Source organism: Kribbella sp. NPDC051952 (genome assembly GCF_040680855.1).
GTDB lineage: Bacteria > Actinomycetota > Actinomycetes > Propionibacteriales > Kribbellaceae > Kribbella.
Genome location: NZ_JBFAXQ010000010.1, coordinates 57,028 through 71,991, shown reverse-complemented (window position 1 = coordinate 71,991; position 14,964 = coordinate 57,028). Strand labels below are relative to the sequence as shown.

Sequence of the window (14,964 nt, the reverse complement as noted above, 5' to 3'; positions counted from 1 at the left end):
CATCAGAACATCGCGTAGAGCTGGGCGAGCGGGAGAACCTCGGCCGGTGCGGGTTCGATCAGCTCGCCGTCGACCTTGATCGCGAACGTCTCCGGGTCGATGTCGATTGTCGGCAATGCACTGTTGTTCTTCATGTCCGCCTTGCCGATCGCCCGCGTCGGACGTACGCCGAGCAACTGCCGACGCAGCCGCAGCCGCTCAGCGAGCCCGTCCTCCAACGCCGCCGGTGACACGAACGTGAACGACAGATCCGCCCCGATCGCGTCCCCGAACGCCGGTCGCATCAACACCGGCTGCGGGGTCGGGATCGACGCATTCGGATCACCCAGCGCCGCCCACGCGATCGCGCCCCCCTTGATCACGAGCCGCGGCCGTACGCCGAAGTACTGCGGATCCCACAGCGTGAGGTCCGCCAACTTCCCCACCTCCACCGAGCCGACCACATGATCGATGCCATGGGCAACCGCAGGGTTGATGGTGTACTTCGCGACATACCGCCGTACCCGCTCGTTGTCGGCCGGCAGTCCATCGCCGAGCGTGCCCCGACGCAGCTTCATCACGTGAGCGACCTGCCATGTCCGCGTGATGACCTCGCCGATCCGGCCCATCGCCTGCGCGTCCGACGAGGTGATCGAGAGTGCGCCGAGGTCGTGCAGGATGTCCTCGGCCGCGATCGTGGTCGCGCGGATCCGCGACTCGGCGAAAGCGAGGTCCTCTGGTACGTCAGGGCTGAGGTGGTGGCAGACCATCAGCATGTCGAGATGTTCGGCGACCGTGTTGACGGTGTGCGGCAGCGTCGGGTTGGTCGAGCCGGGGATGACATGCGGATACGACGCAATCGAGAGGATGTCCGGCGCGTGACCACCGCCCGCACCCTCCACGTGGAACGCGTGGATCCCACGACCCGCGATCGCGCTGAGCGTCGACTCGACGAAACCGGCCTCGTTCAAGCTGTCCGCGTGCAGGGCGACCTGCAGGCCCCACTCGTCCGCGGCTCGGAGCGCGGTGTCGATCGCGGCCGGCGTCGAGCCCCAGTCCTCGTGCACCTTGTACCCGGCGGCGCCCGCGAGCGCCTGCTCGGCGAGGGCTTCCGCGCTGACCGAGTTCCCCTTGCCCAGCAACAACACGTTGAGCGGGAAGCCGTCCAGACTCCGATGCATCTGCTCGAGGTGCCAGGCACCTGGCGTCACCGTTGTCGCCTTGGACCCCTCACTCGGCCCGGTCCCGCCGCCGACGACCGTCGTAATCCCGGTCGCCAGCGCCTCGTGCAGTTGCGAGGGCGAGAGCAGGTGCACGTGTGAGTCGATCGCTCCCGCGGTGAGGATCCGGCCTTCTCCCGCGATCACATCCGTCGACGGCCCGATCCGCAGGTCCGGGTGCACCCCGTCCGCGATGTCCGGGTTCCCCGCCCGCCCGAGCGCGACGATTCGTCCGTCGCGGATCCCCACGTCCGCCCGGATGATCCCCCACCAGTCGACCACCACCACGTTCGTGATGACCGTGTCCGGAGCCCCCTCCGCGCGGGTCGTCGTACCTTGCCCCATCGACTCCCGAATCGACTTCCCACCGCCGAACACCACCTCCTCACCGCCCACGGTGAGGTCCTCCTCCACCTCAATCCACAGATCTGTATCGGCCAACCGGACCTGATCCCCAACCGTCGGCCCGTAGAGCGCGGCATAAGCCGCCCGCGAGATCTCAACCACGATCCACCTCGCTGGGGGAGTCCGGCTTCACCTGAATCCCCGGCACACGACGAAGTCCTCTCAACGCGACCAGGTTCACCTCCCGGGAGGCGCCTGGTTCGAAGCGTTGGGAGGTCCCGGACGGGATGTCGAGCCGGAAGCCTTGAGCGGCTTCGCGGTCGAAGGACAGCGCGGTGTTGGCGTCCGGTAGGTGGAGGTGGGAGCCGATCTGGATCGGGCGGTCGCCGGTGTTCACGATCACCAGTCGCAAACGTTCGTCGGCCGAGCGGTCGGCGTTGAGGACGATCGTGCCGGCTGCTACTCGGATGGCACCTGGCCCGGGTGGGCCGGCCTGCGCCCCCTGACCTTCATTGCTAAGTCTAACGTCGTCGGCCATGGATTCTGCCTTAAATAATAGGGTTGTGGATGGTGACCAGTTTTCGGCCGTCGGGGAAGGTGGCTTCTACTTGGACGTCGTGGAGTAGTTCGGCGACGCCGGGCATGACCTGGTCTCGGGTGAGGACGGTGCGGCCGGATTCCATCAGGTCGGCGACGCGGGCGCCCTCGCGGGCGCGTTCGATCACCCAGGTGCTCAACAGCGCGACGGCTTCGGGGTGGTTGAGCTGGACTCCCCGGGCCAGCCGGTCGCGGGCGACCATGCCGGCCACGGAGAGCAGCAGCTTCTCTACGTCAGCGGGAGTGAAGTTCACGATTGCAAAGGTAGGACGTGGTCGGACACCTTGTCTGTGCTGAGACACAACGAGCACACAGCCGCATCATGAGTAGCGCAGGCAGTCATATCCGGTCGCTCGTACTCCTGCCGACACACGTGACAGGTGAGTACGGCGCCCGACGGGTTCCCATGCTCGTCGTACATCGGCAGATCCAACCCGTCATCCGTCCGGCGCAGGTAGTACTTCCCCCGCGTCACCACAGCCAGCACCGGCGGCAGTACGAGCGCCAGCCCGATCGCGACGAGTGGTGAGTACGGCTTGATCGTGTCGCCGAGTCCGCCGAAGAACACCAGGATCGAGACCCCCGCGGCCATCGCCATCGAGACGAACCCGACCGGGTTGACGGCGTACAGCATGCCCCGGCGGAACTCGGGCTGCATCGGCGACAGCTTCAGCAGGTACTTGTTGAAGACGATGTCAGAGGCAACGACCACGATCCACGCCATCCCGCAGTTCGCGTAGAAGCCGAGGATGGTGTTGAGGAAGTCGAACATGTTCGCCTCCATCAGCACCAGCGCGATCACCAGGTTGAAGGCGAGGAACACGAGCCGGCCGGGGTAGTGCCGGGTCAGCCGGGTGTACGAGTTCGTCCACGCGAGTGAACCGGAGTACGCGTTGGTCACGTTGATCTTCACCTGACTGATCACGACCAGTACGACGGCCAGCGTCATCGCCAGCCACCCCGGCAGGAAGCCGCGGTAGATCTCCAGGAACTGATGCACCGGCTCGTTCGCGACGGAGGCGCCATCGGTGACCTGGGCAATGATGTAGACGGCGAGGAAGAGGCCGATCACCTGCTTGATCGCGCCGAAAATCACCCAGCCCGGACCGGCGAGCAGCATCGCGGTCCACCACTTGCGCGAGTTCTCCGGGGTCTTCGGCGGCATGAAGCGCAGGTAGTCGATCTGCTCGGCGATCTGCGCGATCAGCGACAGGCACACTCCGGCCGCGAGCAGCATCGAGCCGACGTTCGTACCCTCGTTGTTCTCGCCGCGGTAGTCGAAGAACGTCGACACCGAGTCAGGATGCGACACGACCAGATAAACGAACGGCAGCACCATCAGGATCAGCCACAGCGGCGTTGTCCACACTTGCAATGTCGACAACACCTTCATCCCGTAGATGACCAACGGGAAGATCACCAGCGTGGACACGGCGTACCCGAGCCAGACCGGGACATGCAGTCCGAGTTCGAGGCCCTGCGCCATGATCGAGCCTTCGAGGGCGAAGAAGATGAAGGTGAACGATGCGAAGATCACGTTCGTCACGACGGAGCCGTAGTACCCGAAGCCGCTGCCGCGGGTGATCAGGTCGAGGTCGACGTTGTACCGGGCCGCGTAGTACGCCAGCGGTAGGCCGGTCGCGAAGATCACCACGGCGAAGATCCCGATCCCCCACAGGGCGTTGCTGGTGCCGTAGGAGATGCCGATGTTCGCGCCGATTGCGAAGTCGGCGAGGTACGCGATACCGCCGAGCGCCGAGACGGCGACGACGCCGGTGGACCATTTGCGATAGCTGCGCGGCGCGAACCGGAGGGTGTAGTCCTCCAGCGTCTCCCGCGTCGCGGCTGTCTGCGTGGGTGGTTGGGCGGGAGCGTGGTGGTCGAGCGAGGGTTCAACAGTCATGGCGGAACTCCTGCGGCACCTTCGGGCGAGCGAGTGCTCCGGCGTACCGGCGACACTGCCGGCGGGGATGCACCCAGTTGGAAGGAACCTAGGAAGACCGTGTTACCTGTGTGTTGCCGAACCGCTACGTTCGTGTATTTCCATCTGGAAGTAATCCGCGAGGTCGGCCTCGAGGGCGCGCTGGGTGGCGGCGAGGCGGTCTGCGACGGTCGTGCCGACGGGGGAGAGGGCGGTGACGATGCGGCGCTTGTCGTCCGGGTGGATGCGGCGCACGACCAGGCCGCGCTCGACCAGCTTGTCCACGTGCCGGGTCAGGCTCGCAGCCGGGAGTACGGCGGACTCCGCGAGGACCGACATCGGCTGACCGGGTTCCTCGTACAGCGCGGACATGATCCGCCACTGCTCAACCGTCAGGGCGAACTCGTCCAGCAGCGGCTGGAGACCGAGCTCGAGCTGCCGCTCGGCCCGCTTGAGCAGCAGGAGCAGGCTGGCCGGCATCCGTACCCCTCCCGTCCTAGGTGCTGGGAAATATAGCTGTTCGCTCGAAGATCCGCCTCCGGTTGCGCCACACTGACGTGATCAACGGCCGAGGGAGGTGACCGTGCGCCGGCCTGACGTGGTGTCGATCGCCTTCGTGGTCCCGGTGCAGGGACCGACCGGGATCTACGGACCGTCGTGTCTCGCCTGCTGTCAGCTCGCCGTCGAGGAACTGAATGCCCGCAACGGCATCGCCGGCCGTCAGATCGAACTCGTTCAGGTCGACGCCGGCCGCTCGCCTGAGGTCGTGGCCGAGGAGGTCGGCCAGCTGGTCGACTCCGGCCGGGTCGACGCGGTCGCCGGGTGGCACATCTCGGCCGTCCGCGTCGCCATCACCCGGCGGATCGGCGGCCGGGTCGTCTACGCCTTCGCGGCGATGCACGAGGGCAGCGACGATACTCCCGGTGTCTTCATGCTCGGCGAGCGCCCGATCAACCAGTTGCTCCCCGCAACGCAGTGGCTTCGCGAACATCACGGCGCCCGCCGCTGGGTTGTTGTCGGCAACGACTACATCTACCCTCGCGCCACCGCGTCGGTCGCTCAAGAAGCCTTGCAGGAAACGAGTTCTGAGGTCGTTGGCGCCACCTATGTTGCCCTCGGCACTGAGGACTTCAGCCCGGTCATCGCCCAGCTTGAGGCAACCAAGGCCGACGGCGTGATCATGCTCCTGATGGGCCAGGATGCGGTCCATTTCAATCGTCAGTTCGCCCGCGCCGGGCTGAGCGATCACCTGCTCCGCCTCAGCCCGGCGATCGAGGAGAACACGCTCCTCGGCGCCGGCTCAGACGCCAATCACGGCGTCTATGCGGCCGCGGCGTACTTCGATGGTTTGCAGACCGTGGAGAGCGGTGAGTTCGCCCAGCGGTACTGCGCCCGCTTCGGTCCGTTCGCCCCGGCCCTGAACGCGGTCGGCGAATCCTGCTACGAGGCGATCCGCTTCCTGGCCCGCCTCGGCGAGGTGAGCGGTTCGATCGCGATGTCCTCGGTCGCCGCCCTCCCCACCGGTCATTTCTACGACAGCCCCCGCGGCCTGCTCCGCCTCGACGGCAATCTGGTCGACCAGGATGTCTACCTGGCTGCCGCCGACGGCCTCGAGTTCAAGATCCAGGAACAGATCGCCCACACGGCTCAGGCGATGTAGCCGTCGGAGCGGATCAGGATCTCGTCGCCGTCGGCCGCGTGGTAGTGGGCGAACGCTTCGGGGGACGCGTCGCGGGAGATGTCGACGGTGTGGGGGTGGGTCGACGGGCTGGTGGGGGAGAAGCGCAGCAGGGTCTCGTGCGGTCCACGGAACAGTTCGAACAGACGAACCTTGTTGCCTGAGGCATCGACCAGAGGCGCGTCAGGAGCACGGTCTCCGGCCGCGATCGGGCTGGTGTCGGAGGGGTCCCGGTAGGACACGTCCAGCTGGCGGGTGTTCTCGCCACGCTCCATCGCCGACTCGTCGCCGTCGACGTGCTTCTGCATCAGGTCCTCGCTGATCCCGAGTACCCGGAGCGCGTTGGTCCGGCGCTCGGTCTCGTACGTCGCCAGTACCTCTTCGCGCCCGTCCGCGAGCTTCCAGCCGAGGTTGTACGCGTCCTGGACACCGGTGTTGAGGCCCTGACCGCCGGTCGGCGGGTGCACGTGTGCGGCGTCGCCGGCGATGAAGACCCGGCCGACCCGGAACCGCTCCGCCAGCCGGACGTTCGGCCGCCAGACAGTCGACCAGGTGAGGTTGCGGAGCTTCGCCGCACCGGGGCCGGCGTAGCGGTCGACGAGTTCCTGGAGGGCCTCGATCGAGGTGTCGGCGTCGGCGGAGTCGAGCGGAGCGCCGAACTGGAAGTGGTCGCCGCCCGAGAGCGGAGTCAGCGCGATCCCGGCCATCGGGTTCGCCTTGGTCGCGAACCAGTAGCCGTGTTCGTGGTCCAGCCCGTCGGCCGCGACATCGCCGAGCAGGGTCCGGATCGACTCGTCGGTCGTACCCTCGAACGCGATCCCGAGGTGCTTGCGGACGAAGCTCCGGCCGCCGTCCGCGCCGACCAGGTAGTCGGCCTCGACGGTCTCGCCGGTGGAGAGCTCGGCGGTCACCGAGTCCTCGGTCTGGGAGAACCCGACGATCGCGGTGTCGAGTTCGACGGTCACGCCGTACTCGGCGAGCTTGTCGCGGAGGATCTTCTCGGTGCGCGACTGGCCGAGCATCCGGGCGTTCGGGTACGGGATGTCCGGGGTGGGCTCGACCGGGTCGGCCATCCGGCGCTCGCCGACCAGCTCGCCGTCGAGGTAGATCTTCATCAGCGGAATCGCGATGCTCTGCCGCAGGACCTCGTCGAGTACGCCGAGATCCTCGAAGACCTCCAGTGTCCGCGGCTGCAGACCGTCGCCCCGTGACCCGTCGAAGAACTCGGTCGCCTTGTCGATCAGGCGTACGCCGATGCCCCGCCGGGCGAGGTCGATCGCCAGGGTCAGTCCGGTCGGTCCGGCTCCCGCAATCATGACGTTCATGGCTGGTCTCCTTGGGTGAATTATGATTCACTGAATTTAGATTCAGTGTGAACGCGACTAGGGTTCGCTGTCAAGGAGGTTGCTCGTGACGGACGCAGTAAGCCGCCGGGAACGGGCGGCCGGGACCGAGGCGGCGCTGAAGCAGGCCGCGCGTGAGGTGTTCGCCGAGCGCGGATACCTGACCACGAAGATCACCGACATCACCGCGGCCGCGGGCCGCGCGACGGGGTCGTTCTACAACCACTTCGCGGGTAAGGAAGAGCTGCTCGAGGCGCTGCTGAAGGACATGCTCGCGTCGGCCGACGAGCTCGTGCTCGATGTCGCCGGCCACGACGAGGACTTCAGCAAGCAGTCAGCGGTCCGCTGGCATGTGGCGGCGTTCTGGGAGTTCTACCAGGCGCATCTGCCGGAGATGATCGCGGTGAAACAGGCGGCGATCGCCGATCCGGAGCTCGGTCGCCGGCTGCAGCAGATCATGGCCGACGACGACGCCCACATGATCGAGCACTTCACCCACCTGCCCGACCCACCCGCCAAGCCGTACGTCGCGATCACCGCGATGAACGCACTGATGGAGGGCTTCGCCTACACCTGGCTCGTGGTCAACCCGGCCAACGGTCTGACGATCACCGACGAAGAGGCGATCGACACCCTGACCGGCCTGATCCACCACGGTCTCGCCGGCAATCGGCCCGGCGTCGGCTAGTCGTCTTCCGGCGGGGGTGGTTCCTCGGCGCCTTCGCGTTCGTCGCGCTCGGCCCACTCCATCAAGGTGTCCAGGGAGTAGACGTTGTCGTCGATCGATTCGTGCAGGTCGCCGAGCTCGGCGAAGCGGGGCGGGACGGTCTGGATGGTGAAGTCCTTCGGGTTCACGTCGTCCACCTCGTCCCAGCGGATCGGGGTCGAGACGGTGCCTTCCGGATTACCGCGGACCGAGTATGCGGACGCGATCGTGTGGTCCCGCGCGTTCTGGTTGTAGTCCACGAACAGCTTCTTCGGGTCCCGGTCCTTGCGCCACCACGTCGTGGTCACGTCATCCGGCGCACGCCGCTCGACCTCACGGGCGAACGCCAACGCAGCCCGCCGTACGTCGGAGAATCCGTACGCCGGTTCAACCCGAACGTAGATGTGGATCCCCGAACCGCCGGAGGTCTTCGGGTAGCCGACCGCACCGAGCTCCTCCAGGACCTCGTGGGCGACGTGGGCAACCCGGCGTACTCGATCGAACGGGCAGTCGGGCATCGGATCGAGGTCGATCCGCCATTCGTCGGGCTTCTCGGTGTCGGCGCGGCGGGAGTTCCACGGGTGGAACTCGACCGTCGACATCTGCACCGCCCACGCGACATGCGCGATCTCGGTCACGCACAGCTCGTCCGCCGTCCGGTTGTACCGCGGGAATTTCACCCGCACGGTCTCCATCCACGGCGGCGCCCCATGCGGCAGCCGCTTCTGGTGCACCTTCTCGCCGGCAACACCCTCCGGGAACCGATGCATCATGCATGGCCGCTCCCGCAAGGCCCGAACGATCCCGTCGCCGACCGACAGGTAGTACTTGACCAGATCCAGCTTCGTCTCACCCCGGGCAGGAAAGTAGACCCGATCCGGATTGGACACCCGCACCGTCCGCTCACCCACCTCCAGCTCGATCGCCGGAGACTTCGCCTTCCCCTTGGACTCAGCCATAACCTCAACCTAACCGCACCAACCGACAACAGCCATCAACCTCAGTCGGAGGAGCCAGATGTCCCCGCGCGAAATCCTCGAGCGCTTCCAGCAGGCCGCGATCGATCACTCACTCGAAGACATGCTCGACCTCTACGCCGACGACGCCGTCCATGAGTTCCCCTTCACCCGGCCCGGTCTGCCGTCACGGCTGGAGGGACGCGACCAGATCCAGGCGTTCTTGCAGGCGAACTGGGAGAAGAGCCCGCTGCAGTATCACGCCTACCGCAACGTCGTGGTGCATGAGACCGCCGACCCGGAGGTGATCGTCATCGAGCAGGACGCCACTGGCACGGCGACGACCAACGGGCGTGAGTTCGCTCTTCCCAACATCGTCGTACTGCGTGTTCGTGACGGGCGGATCGTGCACTTCCGCGACTACGTGAACGTGTACGCCGTCGCGGAGGCCCTCGATCGTCCGCTGTCGTAGGTCAGGCCAGGCGGGTGAGCCAGTTGTGGGTGTCGGGGGTGCGGCCGTACTGGAGGTCCAGGAGGGAGGTGCGGATGGACTGGGTGACCGGGCCTACGCCGTAGTCGACGGAGTGGTCGCCGATGGTGAGGTCGCCGGTGGGCCAGGCGACGCGGCCGATGGGGGTGATGACCGCGGCGGTGCCGGAAGCGAAGACCTCCGTGATCTCACCGGAGCTGACGCCGTCCTTCCATTCGTCCGCGGAGATCTGCCGCTCCTCGACCTTGTGCCCGAGGTCGGCCGCGAGGTCGAGCACGGACGTCCGGGTGACGCCCTCCAGTATCGAGCCGTTCAGCGAAGGCGTCGCGATGCGGCCGTCGGCGTACACGAAGAAGAGGTTCATGCTGCCGATCTCTTCGAGCCACTTGTGCTCGACGGCGTCGACGAACGCGACCTGCTCGCAGCCGTTGGCGACTGCCTCGGCCAGTCCGGCAAGGCTGGCGGCGTAGTTGCCACCGCACTTCGCCGCACCGGTCCCACCGGGGGTGGCGCGGATGGTCGAGGTGGTGAGCCAGATGGAGACCGGCTTGGGTCCGGTGTCGAAGTACGGCCCCGCGGGCGACGCGATGACGCCGTACAGCACTTCACGAGCCGGCCGGACGCTCAGTGCGGCTTCGGTGGCGATCATGTACGGGCGCAAGTACAGACTTGTCTCGCTGTCCTCGGCAGACGGCACCCAGGGCTCGTCCACTGTCACCAGCGCGCGCAATGACGCCAGGAACGCGTCCTCCGGGACCTGCGGCAGTGCGAGCCGCTCAGCACTCGCAGTGAACCGGGCCGCGTTGCGCTCCGGCCGAAACGCCCAGACCGATCCGTCCGCGTGCCGGTACGCCTTGAGACCCTCAAAGATCTCCTGCGAGTAGTGGAAGACAGCAGCGGCCGGACTCAGCTTGAGGGGCGCGTACGCCGTCACCTTCGAGTCATGCCAGCCACGTCCGTCGGTCCAGTTCGCTACCACCATGTGGTCGGTGAACTGCTGCCCGAACGAGGGCTTCGCGAGCACCTCGGCCCGAGCCTCCGCACTGGCCGGATCACTCCGCAACTCAACCGGGAAGTCCCACGCGCCTGTCACCGTCGTCTCAGCTGTCACCCTGCGCACGCTACTCCCGGATCGCACTCGACCACGACCCGCTGCCCACACTCCGGCCGCGCTGGTACGCACGGCGCTCCAAAAGCACCGCAAGATCGCGCACGGCGGGCTGCCCGGGCTCGCGCTCTCGCGCCGCGGACAACACCCGCTCGGCATCGTCGTACAGGTAGTAGGTGTGCCACTCGTCCGGGAGCTCGACCAAGGCGCGCATGGTCAGCGCCAGCGCGGTGGCGACCTCTCCTTCCAGCGCCAGGCACTCCGCCTGGGTCACCTGCAGCCTGGCCCGCTCACCCGGCCTCCCGTCCGGACAGAGCTCCAGCGCACGCGCCAACAGCAGACAGCCAGCCGTCCCGTACCCAAGGCTTGCGCACACTCGCCCCTCCAGACCATGCACCTGGTACGGCGCGATCTCGCAGGTGCTTGCCGTGGGCAACGCATCGGTGCAGCTCAGTACCTCCTGGAGCGCCCGGTGTGCCTCGGCCGCCGCACCCAGCGTCGCAAGCACCTGCGCCCGCACCGCAAGTGTCCGCAGCACGACGCTGTGTTGAGCGGATCCCTGCTGCGCAAGGGCCAACGCCTCATCCGCCAGCTCCAGCAGCTGCGGCAACGGCCGTCGCTCCGCGAGTCCGCTGGTCACTTCGGCGGCACGCACCTGACTCCGGATCCAAGCCTCGCCCGAGTCGTCCGCAATCGCGCGTCCGGCCGACCACCAACGCCTCGCGCCGAGTGGCTCACCGAGGGCGGTCAGGGTCTCCGCGATCAGCGCACACCGCTGTGTCGCCCGGGCCGCGAACGTGGGCACGGCTTCGGGCCCACGGGCCTGTAGTTGTCGCAGCTCGCTCACCAGCTCCGGCAGCATTCGACCGGGCGGAACGCTGAGTGGATCCACCCATTCGTCCGCTCCGCCGTATCCACTCGTCAGGTCCTGCCACGCGGCTGCCAACGGATCCAGCGATGGCTTGACGGTGGGCGGGGGCTTGCGGTGCGTTTCGGCGTACGTCTCGGTCAGCTGGGAGCCGGTGCCGAGCTCGCGGTCGCAGAGGCGGGCCAGGTCGGCGGATCCCGTGCGTTGGCCGCGCTCCACCTGGGACAGATAGCTGTGGTCGTACCCGACGCGGCCTGCCAGTTGCCGCAGGCTCAAGCCGACCGCCTGCCTGCACTGCCTCAGCTGCCTACCGAACCCTGCTTCAGCCACAGGATCACCCCCGTTCGTGCGCTGCGTCCGCCTGGTGGTTGCGGTGCGTGGTGATGAAGCTACAAGGCCCCATCGACAAAAGAGCTCGATGTCGTCGGACCCGACGCCGGCAAGCCCAAGTGGGCCAGTCAAACGGGGGCAGTCCAACGGGGCAGTCCAGAGTGGGGCAGTCACACGTGAGGCAGTCAGGGGTGTGGGCTGTTCGCACAGCCCACAGACCACACCTGTTGTGCACAGCGGGCGCTGGGCGACGCTTCAGAGGTGAACACGATGCAGCGACAGGCTCGCCTCTTCCGTCTGGTCCGCCACACCGACCCCTCCGGTGTGCGGGGGACCGGCACGCTCGCAGAGGGCGTGGAGTGGTCCGACGGTGCCGTGGCGCTCAGGTGGCGTGGTCCGTGGCCGAGCACGTCGACCTGGGACGGCGGGATCGACGCTGTGCTGGCAGCTCACGGCACCGGCGGCCGCACCCAGATCCACTGGTTCCCCCAGGTGCCCACCCTCGCGACCAAAACCTCGGCACCCGAGGCGATCAAGGCCCCGCCGCCCGGGGACACCAAGGCGCCGGTTCCGGCGGAGCGAGTGGACACCGTGTGGCTGCCGGCGCCAGGCGTGGACGGTCTGTGTTCCCGCTGCGGCCGGCCCTGGCCCTGCCTCAGCTGTGGCCCCTGACCGTCCGCTGCGCCGGCTGCCGAGACAACAGCGTTGAGACAACAGCGTTGAGACAACGCTGTCAGGCGCGAGCTGATCCGGTTTAGTGTGTGGTGGTTTTGGTGCGGCGCGGGAGGGGTGGTGTCGGTGGCGGATGGTGCTGTTGTGGATGGTGCGGTGGTGGATCCGCTGGACGAGCTGGACGCGCAGTTGGCGCGGCTGCGCAATGTGGCGGACGACCTGCGGGGTGCGCGCGGTCGGCCCGTGCTGGAGGGCAATCAGATCGAGCTGATCGAGGACGGACCCACTCTGCTCCGGGCGTACGAGGAGCTGCAGAAGGGTTCCCGGAGCGTGGTGCGGGTGCTGGACCGGCCGCCGTACGTGACGCCGCCGTCGACACAGCAGAAGCTCGAGCTGGACCGGCTCGCCGACGGGATCGAGTACCGGGCGATCTACGGCACCGAGGTGTTCGAGTCCGAGGACATCATGGGCGTGCTGCCGGAGCTGCAGGCCGCTGGTGAAGTGAGCCGGGTGCTGGCGCAGGTGCCGATGAAGATGGCGGTGGGGGACGACCACACCGCACTGATCGGGCTGACGAAGCGGGCGCCGGCCGAGTCCAACCTGCTGATCAGATCGTCGGGACTGCTCGACGGGTTGATCGCGACCTTCGAGATGTTGTGGGCGTTGGCGATTCCGATGCCGGCACTGCTGGCGAACGGCGACGTCCCGGCGTTGCGATCGCCGGACCGGGACATCCTGCTGTTGCTGGCGGGCGGTGCGACCGACGACATGATCAGCCGGCGGTTGCGGATCAGTCCGCGGACGACCCAGCGCCGGGTCCGGGCGCTGATGGAGGCGCTCGGCGCTCAGACTCGGTTCCAGGCCGGCGTTCAGGCTGCCCGCCGCCGCTGGATCTAAGGGCTGTGACGGGGATCACTCAGGCAGCTGGATTGCATTGAGCAACTCAGATGTTCTGGATTGCATCGCGCAACTCAGCGATCTCTCCGGAAGGAACGGCATGTCCTCTGCTCTCGAACTGCCCGTCACGGCGGCCGCGCAGCCACGCCGCGCGCTGAGCCGGAAGGCCAGTTTCTGGACCGCCGCCGCGGTCGCGGGCATCAGCCTGTGGACTAGCGCGGCCCCGACCACGACGTACCCGCTCTATGCATCGACCTGGCACCTCACTCCCACCGCGACGACCGCGATCTTCGCTGTCTATCCGGTGGTCCTGGTCGTCTTCCTGCTCGTCTTCGGACAGCTGTCCGACTACATCGGCCGCCGAGCAACGATGCTGTACGGCGTCGGCGCCATGCTCGCCGGTGTCCTCCTCTTCGCCATCGCGCCGTCAGTCGGCTGGGTGTACGCCGGTCGCGCACTGATGGGCGCGGGCGTCGGTCTAGCTCTGACACCTGCCACGGCTGCGGTGGTCGAGTTCAGCGCCCGTGGCCAAGTCGCGCGGGCCTCGTCCATCACGACCGCGGCGACCGCGGCCGGTCTGTCGCTGGCGACGATCGTCGGCGGCGGTCTGATCGAGTACGCACCCGCACCGCTGCACCTGGACTTCTGGGTCCTGCTCGCGGTGATCGCCCTTGTCTTCGGCCTCGTCTGGCAGATGCCACGGCACACCAAGGACGAGAGCCGGGGTGTCTGGCGGCCGCGCCCGATCAAGGTCGCCAAGGGGATCCGCCTGCTGTATGTCGCCTCAGCCGCCGCGGTGACTGCGGCGTACTCGTTCGGCTCGGTCTTCCTCGCGCTCGGCGCCCAGGTCGCCCGTCAGCTGATCGGCACGACGAACATCTTCGTCATCGGCCTGGTCCTCGCGATCATGTCGGTCACGATCGGCGTCACCGCGATCGCCGGCCGCCGCTTCCCGGCGGGACGACTGGTCGCCGTCGGAGCGGTCGCCACCCTCGCGGACCTCGCGTTGCTCGAGGCCTCAGCCCGGACGCACTCACTGCCGCTGTTCATGGTCACGACCGTGCTGGGAGGCATCAGCTACGGCCTGTTGTTCTCCGGCGGTCTGGGACTGATCACCACCCACGCACCGGCGCACCACCGCGGCGGCACGGTCTCAGCCGTCTACCTTGTCGCCTACATGTTCCAGGGTGCGATCGCGCTGACCCTCGGCCTGGTCGCGACCGCCTCAGGACTCGGTACGGCGTTGCTGCTCGGCGTGATCGTGATCGGTAGCCTGGCGCTGCTCGTGATCGCAGCCGCGGGTGCGCTAGCCGTGCAGAGCGGCCGAGAGTTGGTGGAGGAGGCGCGATGACCACGCGTACGGCGAACCGGCCGAACTGCTCGATCGCCCGGACGCTCGAGCTGGTCGGCGACCGGTGGAGCTTTCTGATCCTGCGTGAGGCCCACCTCGGGACCACCCGGTTCGCCGACTTCCGCGACTACCTCCACATCGCGCCGAACATCCTGACGAACCGGCTGGCCGCGCTGATCGAGGCCGGCCTGCTGGAGAAGCGCGAGTACCACGAGGAGGGGCAGCGGACCCGGTCGTCGTACCACCTGACGGCGGCCGGTGTGGACCTGAAGCTCGTGCTCGCGGCCCTGCAGCAGTGGGGCGATGTGCACGTACCGCGTGCGGACGGTCCGACCGTGGTCCGGCGGAGCACTGCGTCCAGGGAGCTGGTCGACGTCGGCTTCGTCGACAAGGACGGCCACGTGGTCCCCGATGAGGACGTGGTCTTCGAGCCCGTTGCTGGTGGACCGGCCGACCGCAGTGTCTGGCGCTGAGAACGGCGGACCCGTTGAGGACGGGTCCGC

At 67.5% G+C, this 14,964-nt stretch carries 16 protein-coding genes; 7 read left to right on the top strand and 9 right to left on the bottom strand.

Annotated elements, in window-relative coordinates:
• Positions 1 to 2 precede the first annotated feature (2 nt).
• The 5 genes from AB0L70_RS19885 to AB0L70_RS19865 all read right to left on the bottom strand — a co-directional run bounded on the left by AB0L70_RS19885 (position 3) and on the right by AB0L70_RS19865 (position 4,542).
• The gene (locus tag AB0L70_RS19885; RefSeq protein WP_363686038.1) at positions 3 to 1,706 is read right to left on the bottom strand and encodes an urease subunit alpha; all 1,704 of its coding nucleotides are present in this window, start codon (positions 1,704 to 1,706) and stop codon (positions 3 to 5) included.
• Positions 1,699 to 2,082 (bottom strand): urease subunit beta, encoded by a 384-nt coding sequence (ureB, locus tag AB0L70_RS19880; RefSeq protein WP_363686035.1) that lies wholly within the window; start codon positions 2,080 to 2,082, stop codon positions 1,699 to 1,701. Before ureB ends, AB0L70_RS19885 begins: the two co-directional genes overlap by 8 nt.
• Before the next feature lie 10 nt (positions 2,083 to 2,092).
• On the bottom strand, positions 2,093 to 2,395 hold the full coding sequence (locus tag AB0L70_RS19875) for an urease subunit gamma (protein ID WP_363686033.1): 303 nt from the start codon (positions 2,393 to 2,395) through the stop codon (positions 2,093 to 2,095).
• Positions 2,392 to 4,044: a hypothetical protein gene (locus tag AB0L70_RS19870; RefSeq protein WP_363686031.1), complete on the bottom strand. Its 1,653-nt coding sequence runs from the start codon at positions 4,042 to 4,044 to the stop codon at positions 2,392 to 2,394. The genes AB0L70_RS19875 and AB0L70_RS19870 overlap by 4 nt, the downstream gene beginning before the upstream one ends.
• A gap of 102 nt (positions 4,045 to 4,146) precedes the next feature.
• Positions 4,147 to 4,542, bottom strand: a complete 396-nt coding sequence (locus tag AB0L70_RS19865) for a MarR family transcriptional regulator (protein ID WP_363686029.1) — start codon at positions 4,540 to 4,542, stop codon at positions 4,147 to 4,149.
• 103 nt (positions 4,543 to 4,645) lie between these two features.
• Here AB0L70_RS19865 and AB0L70_RS19860 point away from each other — a divergent pair, with 103 nt between their 5' ends.
• Positions 4,646 to 5,722: a substrate-binding domain-containing protein gene (locus AB0L70_RS19860; protein WP_363686027.1), complete on the top strand. Its 1,077-nt coding sequence runs from the start codon at positions 4,646 to 4,648 to the stop codon at positions 5,720 to 5,722.
• Here AB0L70_RS19860 and AB0L70_RS19855 read toward each other — a convergent pair.
• Entirely contained in the window at positions 5,710 to 7,065 is a 1,356-nt protein-coding gene (locus AB0L70_RS19855) for an FAD-dependent monooxygenase (protein WP_363686024.1), read from the bottom strand. The two genes, AB0L70_RS19860 and AB0L70_RS19855, sit on opposite strands and share 13 nt — an antisense overlap.
• 85 nt (positions 7,066 to 7,150) lie before the next feature.
• Here AB0L70_RS19855 and AB0L70_RS19850 point away from each other — a divergent pair, with 85 nt between their 5' ends.
• On the top strand, positions 7,151 to 7,771 hold the full coding sequence (locus tag AB0L70_RS19850) for a TetR/AcrR family transcriptional regulator (protein ID WP_363686022.1): 621 nt from the start codon (positions 7,151 to 7,153) through the stop codon (positions 7,769 to 7,771).
• Here AB0L70_RS19850 and ligD read toward each other — a convergent pair.
• The gene (ligD, locus tag AB0L70_RS19845; protein WP_363686020.1) at positions 7,768 to 8,748 is read right to left on the bottom strand and encodes a non-homologous end-joining DNA ligase; all 981 of its coding nucleotides are present in this window, start codon (positions 8,746 to 8,748) and stop codon (positions 7,768 to 7,770) included. The genes AB0L70_RS19850 and ligD overlap by 4 nt on opposite strands.
• A gap of 58 nt (positions 8,749 to 8,806) precedes the next feature.
• On the opposite strand from ligD, the gene AB0L70_RS19840 reads away from it, so the two are divergent.
• A complete protein-coding gene (locus AB0L70_RS19840) occupies positions 8,807 to 9,217 on the top strand; it encodes a nuclear transport factor 2 family protein (RefSeq protein WP_363686018.1) in 411 nt (136 codons plus the stop codon).
• 1 nt (position 9,218) lies between these two features.
• Here the strand turns inward: AB0L70_RS19840 and AB0L70_RS19835 are convergent, their stop codons facing one another.
• Complete coding sequence (locus tag AB0L70_RS19835) at positions 9,219 to 10,346, bottom strand: branched-chain amino acid aminotransferase (protein ID WP_363686016.1); 1,128 nt, start codon at positions 10,344 to 10,346, stop codon at positions 9,219 to 9,221.
• 10 nt (positions 10,347 to 10,356) lie between these two features.
• Positions 10,357 to 11,541, bottom strand: coding sequence for a helix-turn-helix transcriptional regulator (locus tag AB0L70_RS19830; RefSeq protein WP_363686014.1), 1,185 nt, complete (start codon positions 11,539 to 11,541; stop codon positions 10,357 to 10,359).
• A gap of 270 nt (positions 11,542 to 11,811) precedes the next feature.
• Here AB0L70_RS19830 and AB0L70_RS19825 point away from each other — a divergent pair, with 270 nt between their 5' ends.
• The 4 genes from AB0L70_RS19825 to AB0L70_RS19810 all read left to right on the top strand — a co-directional run bounded on the left by AB0L70_RS19825 (position 11,812) and on the right by AB0L70_RS19810 (position 14,934).
• Positions 11,812 to 12,213: a hypothetical protein gene (locus AB0L70_RS19825; protein ID WP_363686012.1), complete on the top strand. Its 402-nt coding sequence runs from the start codon at positions 11,812 to 11,814 to the stop codon at positions 12,211 to 12,213.
• Positions 12,214 to 12,339: 126 nt separating this feature from the next.
• The gene (locus AB0L70_RS19820; RefSeq protein WP_363686010.1) at positions 12,340 to 13,110 is read left to right on the top strand and encodes a helix-turn-helix transcriptional regulator; all 771 of its coding nucleotides are present in this window, start codon (positions 12,340 to 12,342) and stop codon (positions 13,108 to 13,110) included.
• Between the two features lie 100 nt (positions 13,111 to 13,210).
• Positions 13,211 to 14,461, top strand: coding sequence for an MFS transporter (locus tag AB0L70_RS19815; RefSeq protein ID WP_363686008.1), 1,251 nt, complete (start codon positions 13,211 to 13,213; stop codon positions 14,459 to 14,461).
• Positions 14,458 to 14,934, top strand: a complete 477-nt coding sequence (locus AB0L70_RS19810; protein WP_363686006.1) for a helix-turn-helix domain-containing protein — start codon at positions 14,458 to 14,460, stop codon at positions 14,932 to 14,934. The genes AB0L70_RS19815 and AB0L70_RS19810 overlap by 4 nt, the downstream gene beginning before the upstream one ends.
• Positions 14,935 to 14,964 lie beyond the last annotated feature (30 nt).

What these genes read in the sequence shown, in the direction of transcription:
- AB0L70_RS19865 (WP_363686029.1), bottom strand. Translation starts at nt 4,542, where the DNA reads ATGCCGGCCAGCCTGCTCCTGCTGCTCAAGCGGGCCGAGCGGCAGCTC.
- AB0L70_RS19855 (WP_363686024.1), bottom strand. Translation starts at nt 7,065, where the DNA reads ATGAACGTCATGATTGCGGGAGCCGGACCGACCGGACTGACCCTGGCG.
- ureB (WP_363686035.1), bottom strand. Translation starts at nt 2,082, where the DNA reads ATGGCCGACGACGTTAGACTTAGCAATGAAGGTCAGGGGGCGCAGGCC.
- AB0L70_RS19870 (WP_363686031.1), bottom strand. Translation starts at nt 4,044, where the DNA reads ATGACTGTTGAACCCTCGCTCGACCACCACGCTCCCGCCCAACCACCC.
- AB0L70_RS19825 (WP_363686012.1), top strand. Translation starts at nt 11,812, where the DNA reads ATGCAGCGACAGGCTCGCCTCTTCCGTCTGGTCCGCCACACCGACCCC.
- AB0L70_RS19840 (WP_363686018.1), top strand. Translation starts at nt 8,807, where the DNA reads ATGTCCCCGCGCGAAATCCTCGAGCGCTTCCAGCAGGCCGCGATCGAT.
- AB0L70_RS19815 (WP_363686008.1), top strand. Translation starts at nt 13,211, where the DNA reads ATGTCCTCTGCTCTCGAACTGCCCGTCACGGCGGCCGCGCAGCCACGC.
- AB0L70_RS19810 (WP_363686006.1), top strand. Translation starts at nt 14,458, where the DNA reads ATGACCACGCGTACGGCGAACCGGCCGAACTGCTCGATCGCCCGGACG.
- ligD (WP_363686020.1), bottom strand. Translation starts at nt 8,748, where the DNA reads ATGGCTGAGTCCAAGGGGAAGGCGAAGTCTCCGGCGATCGAGCTGGAG.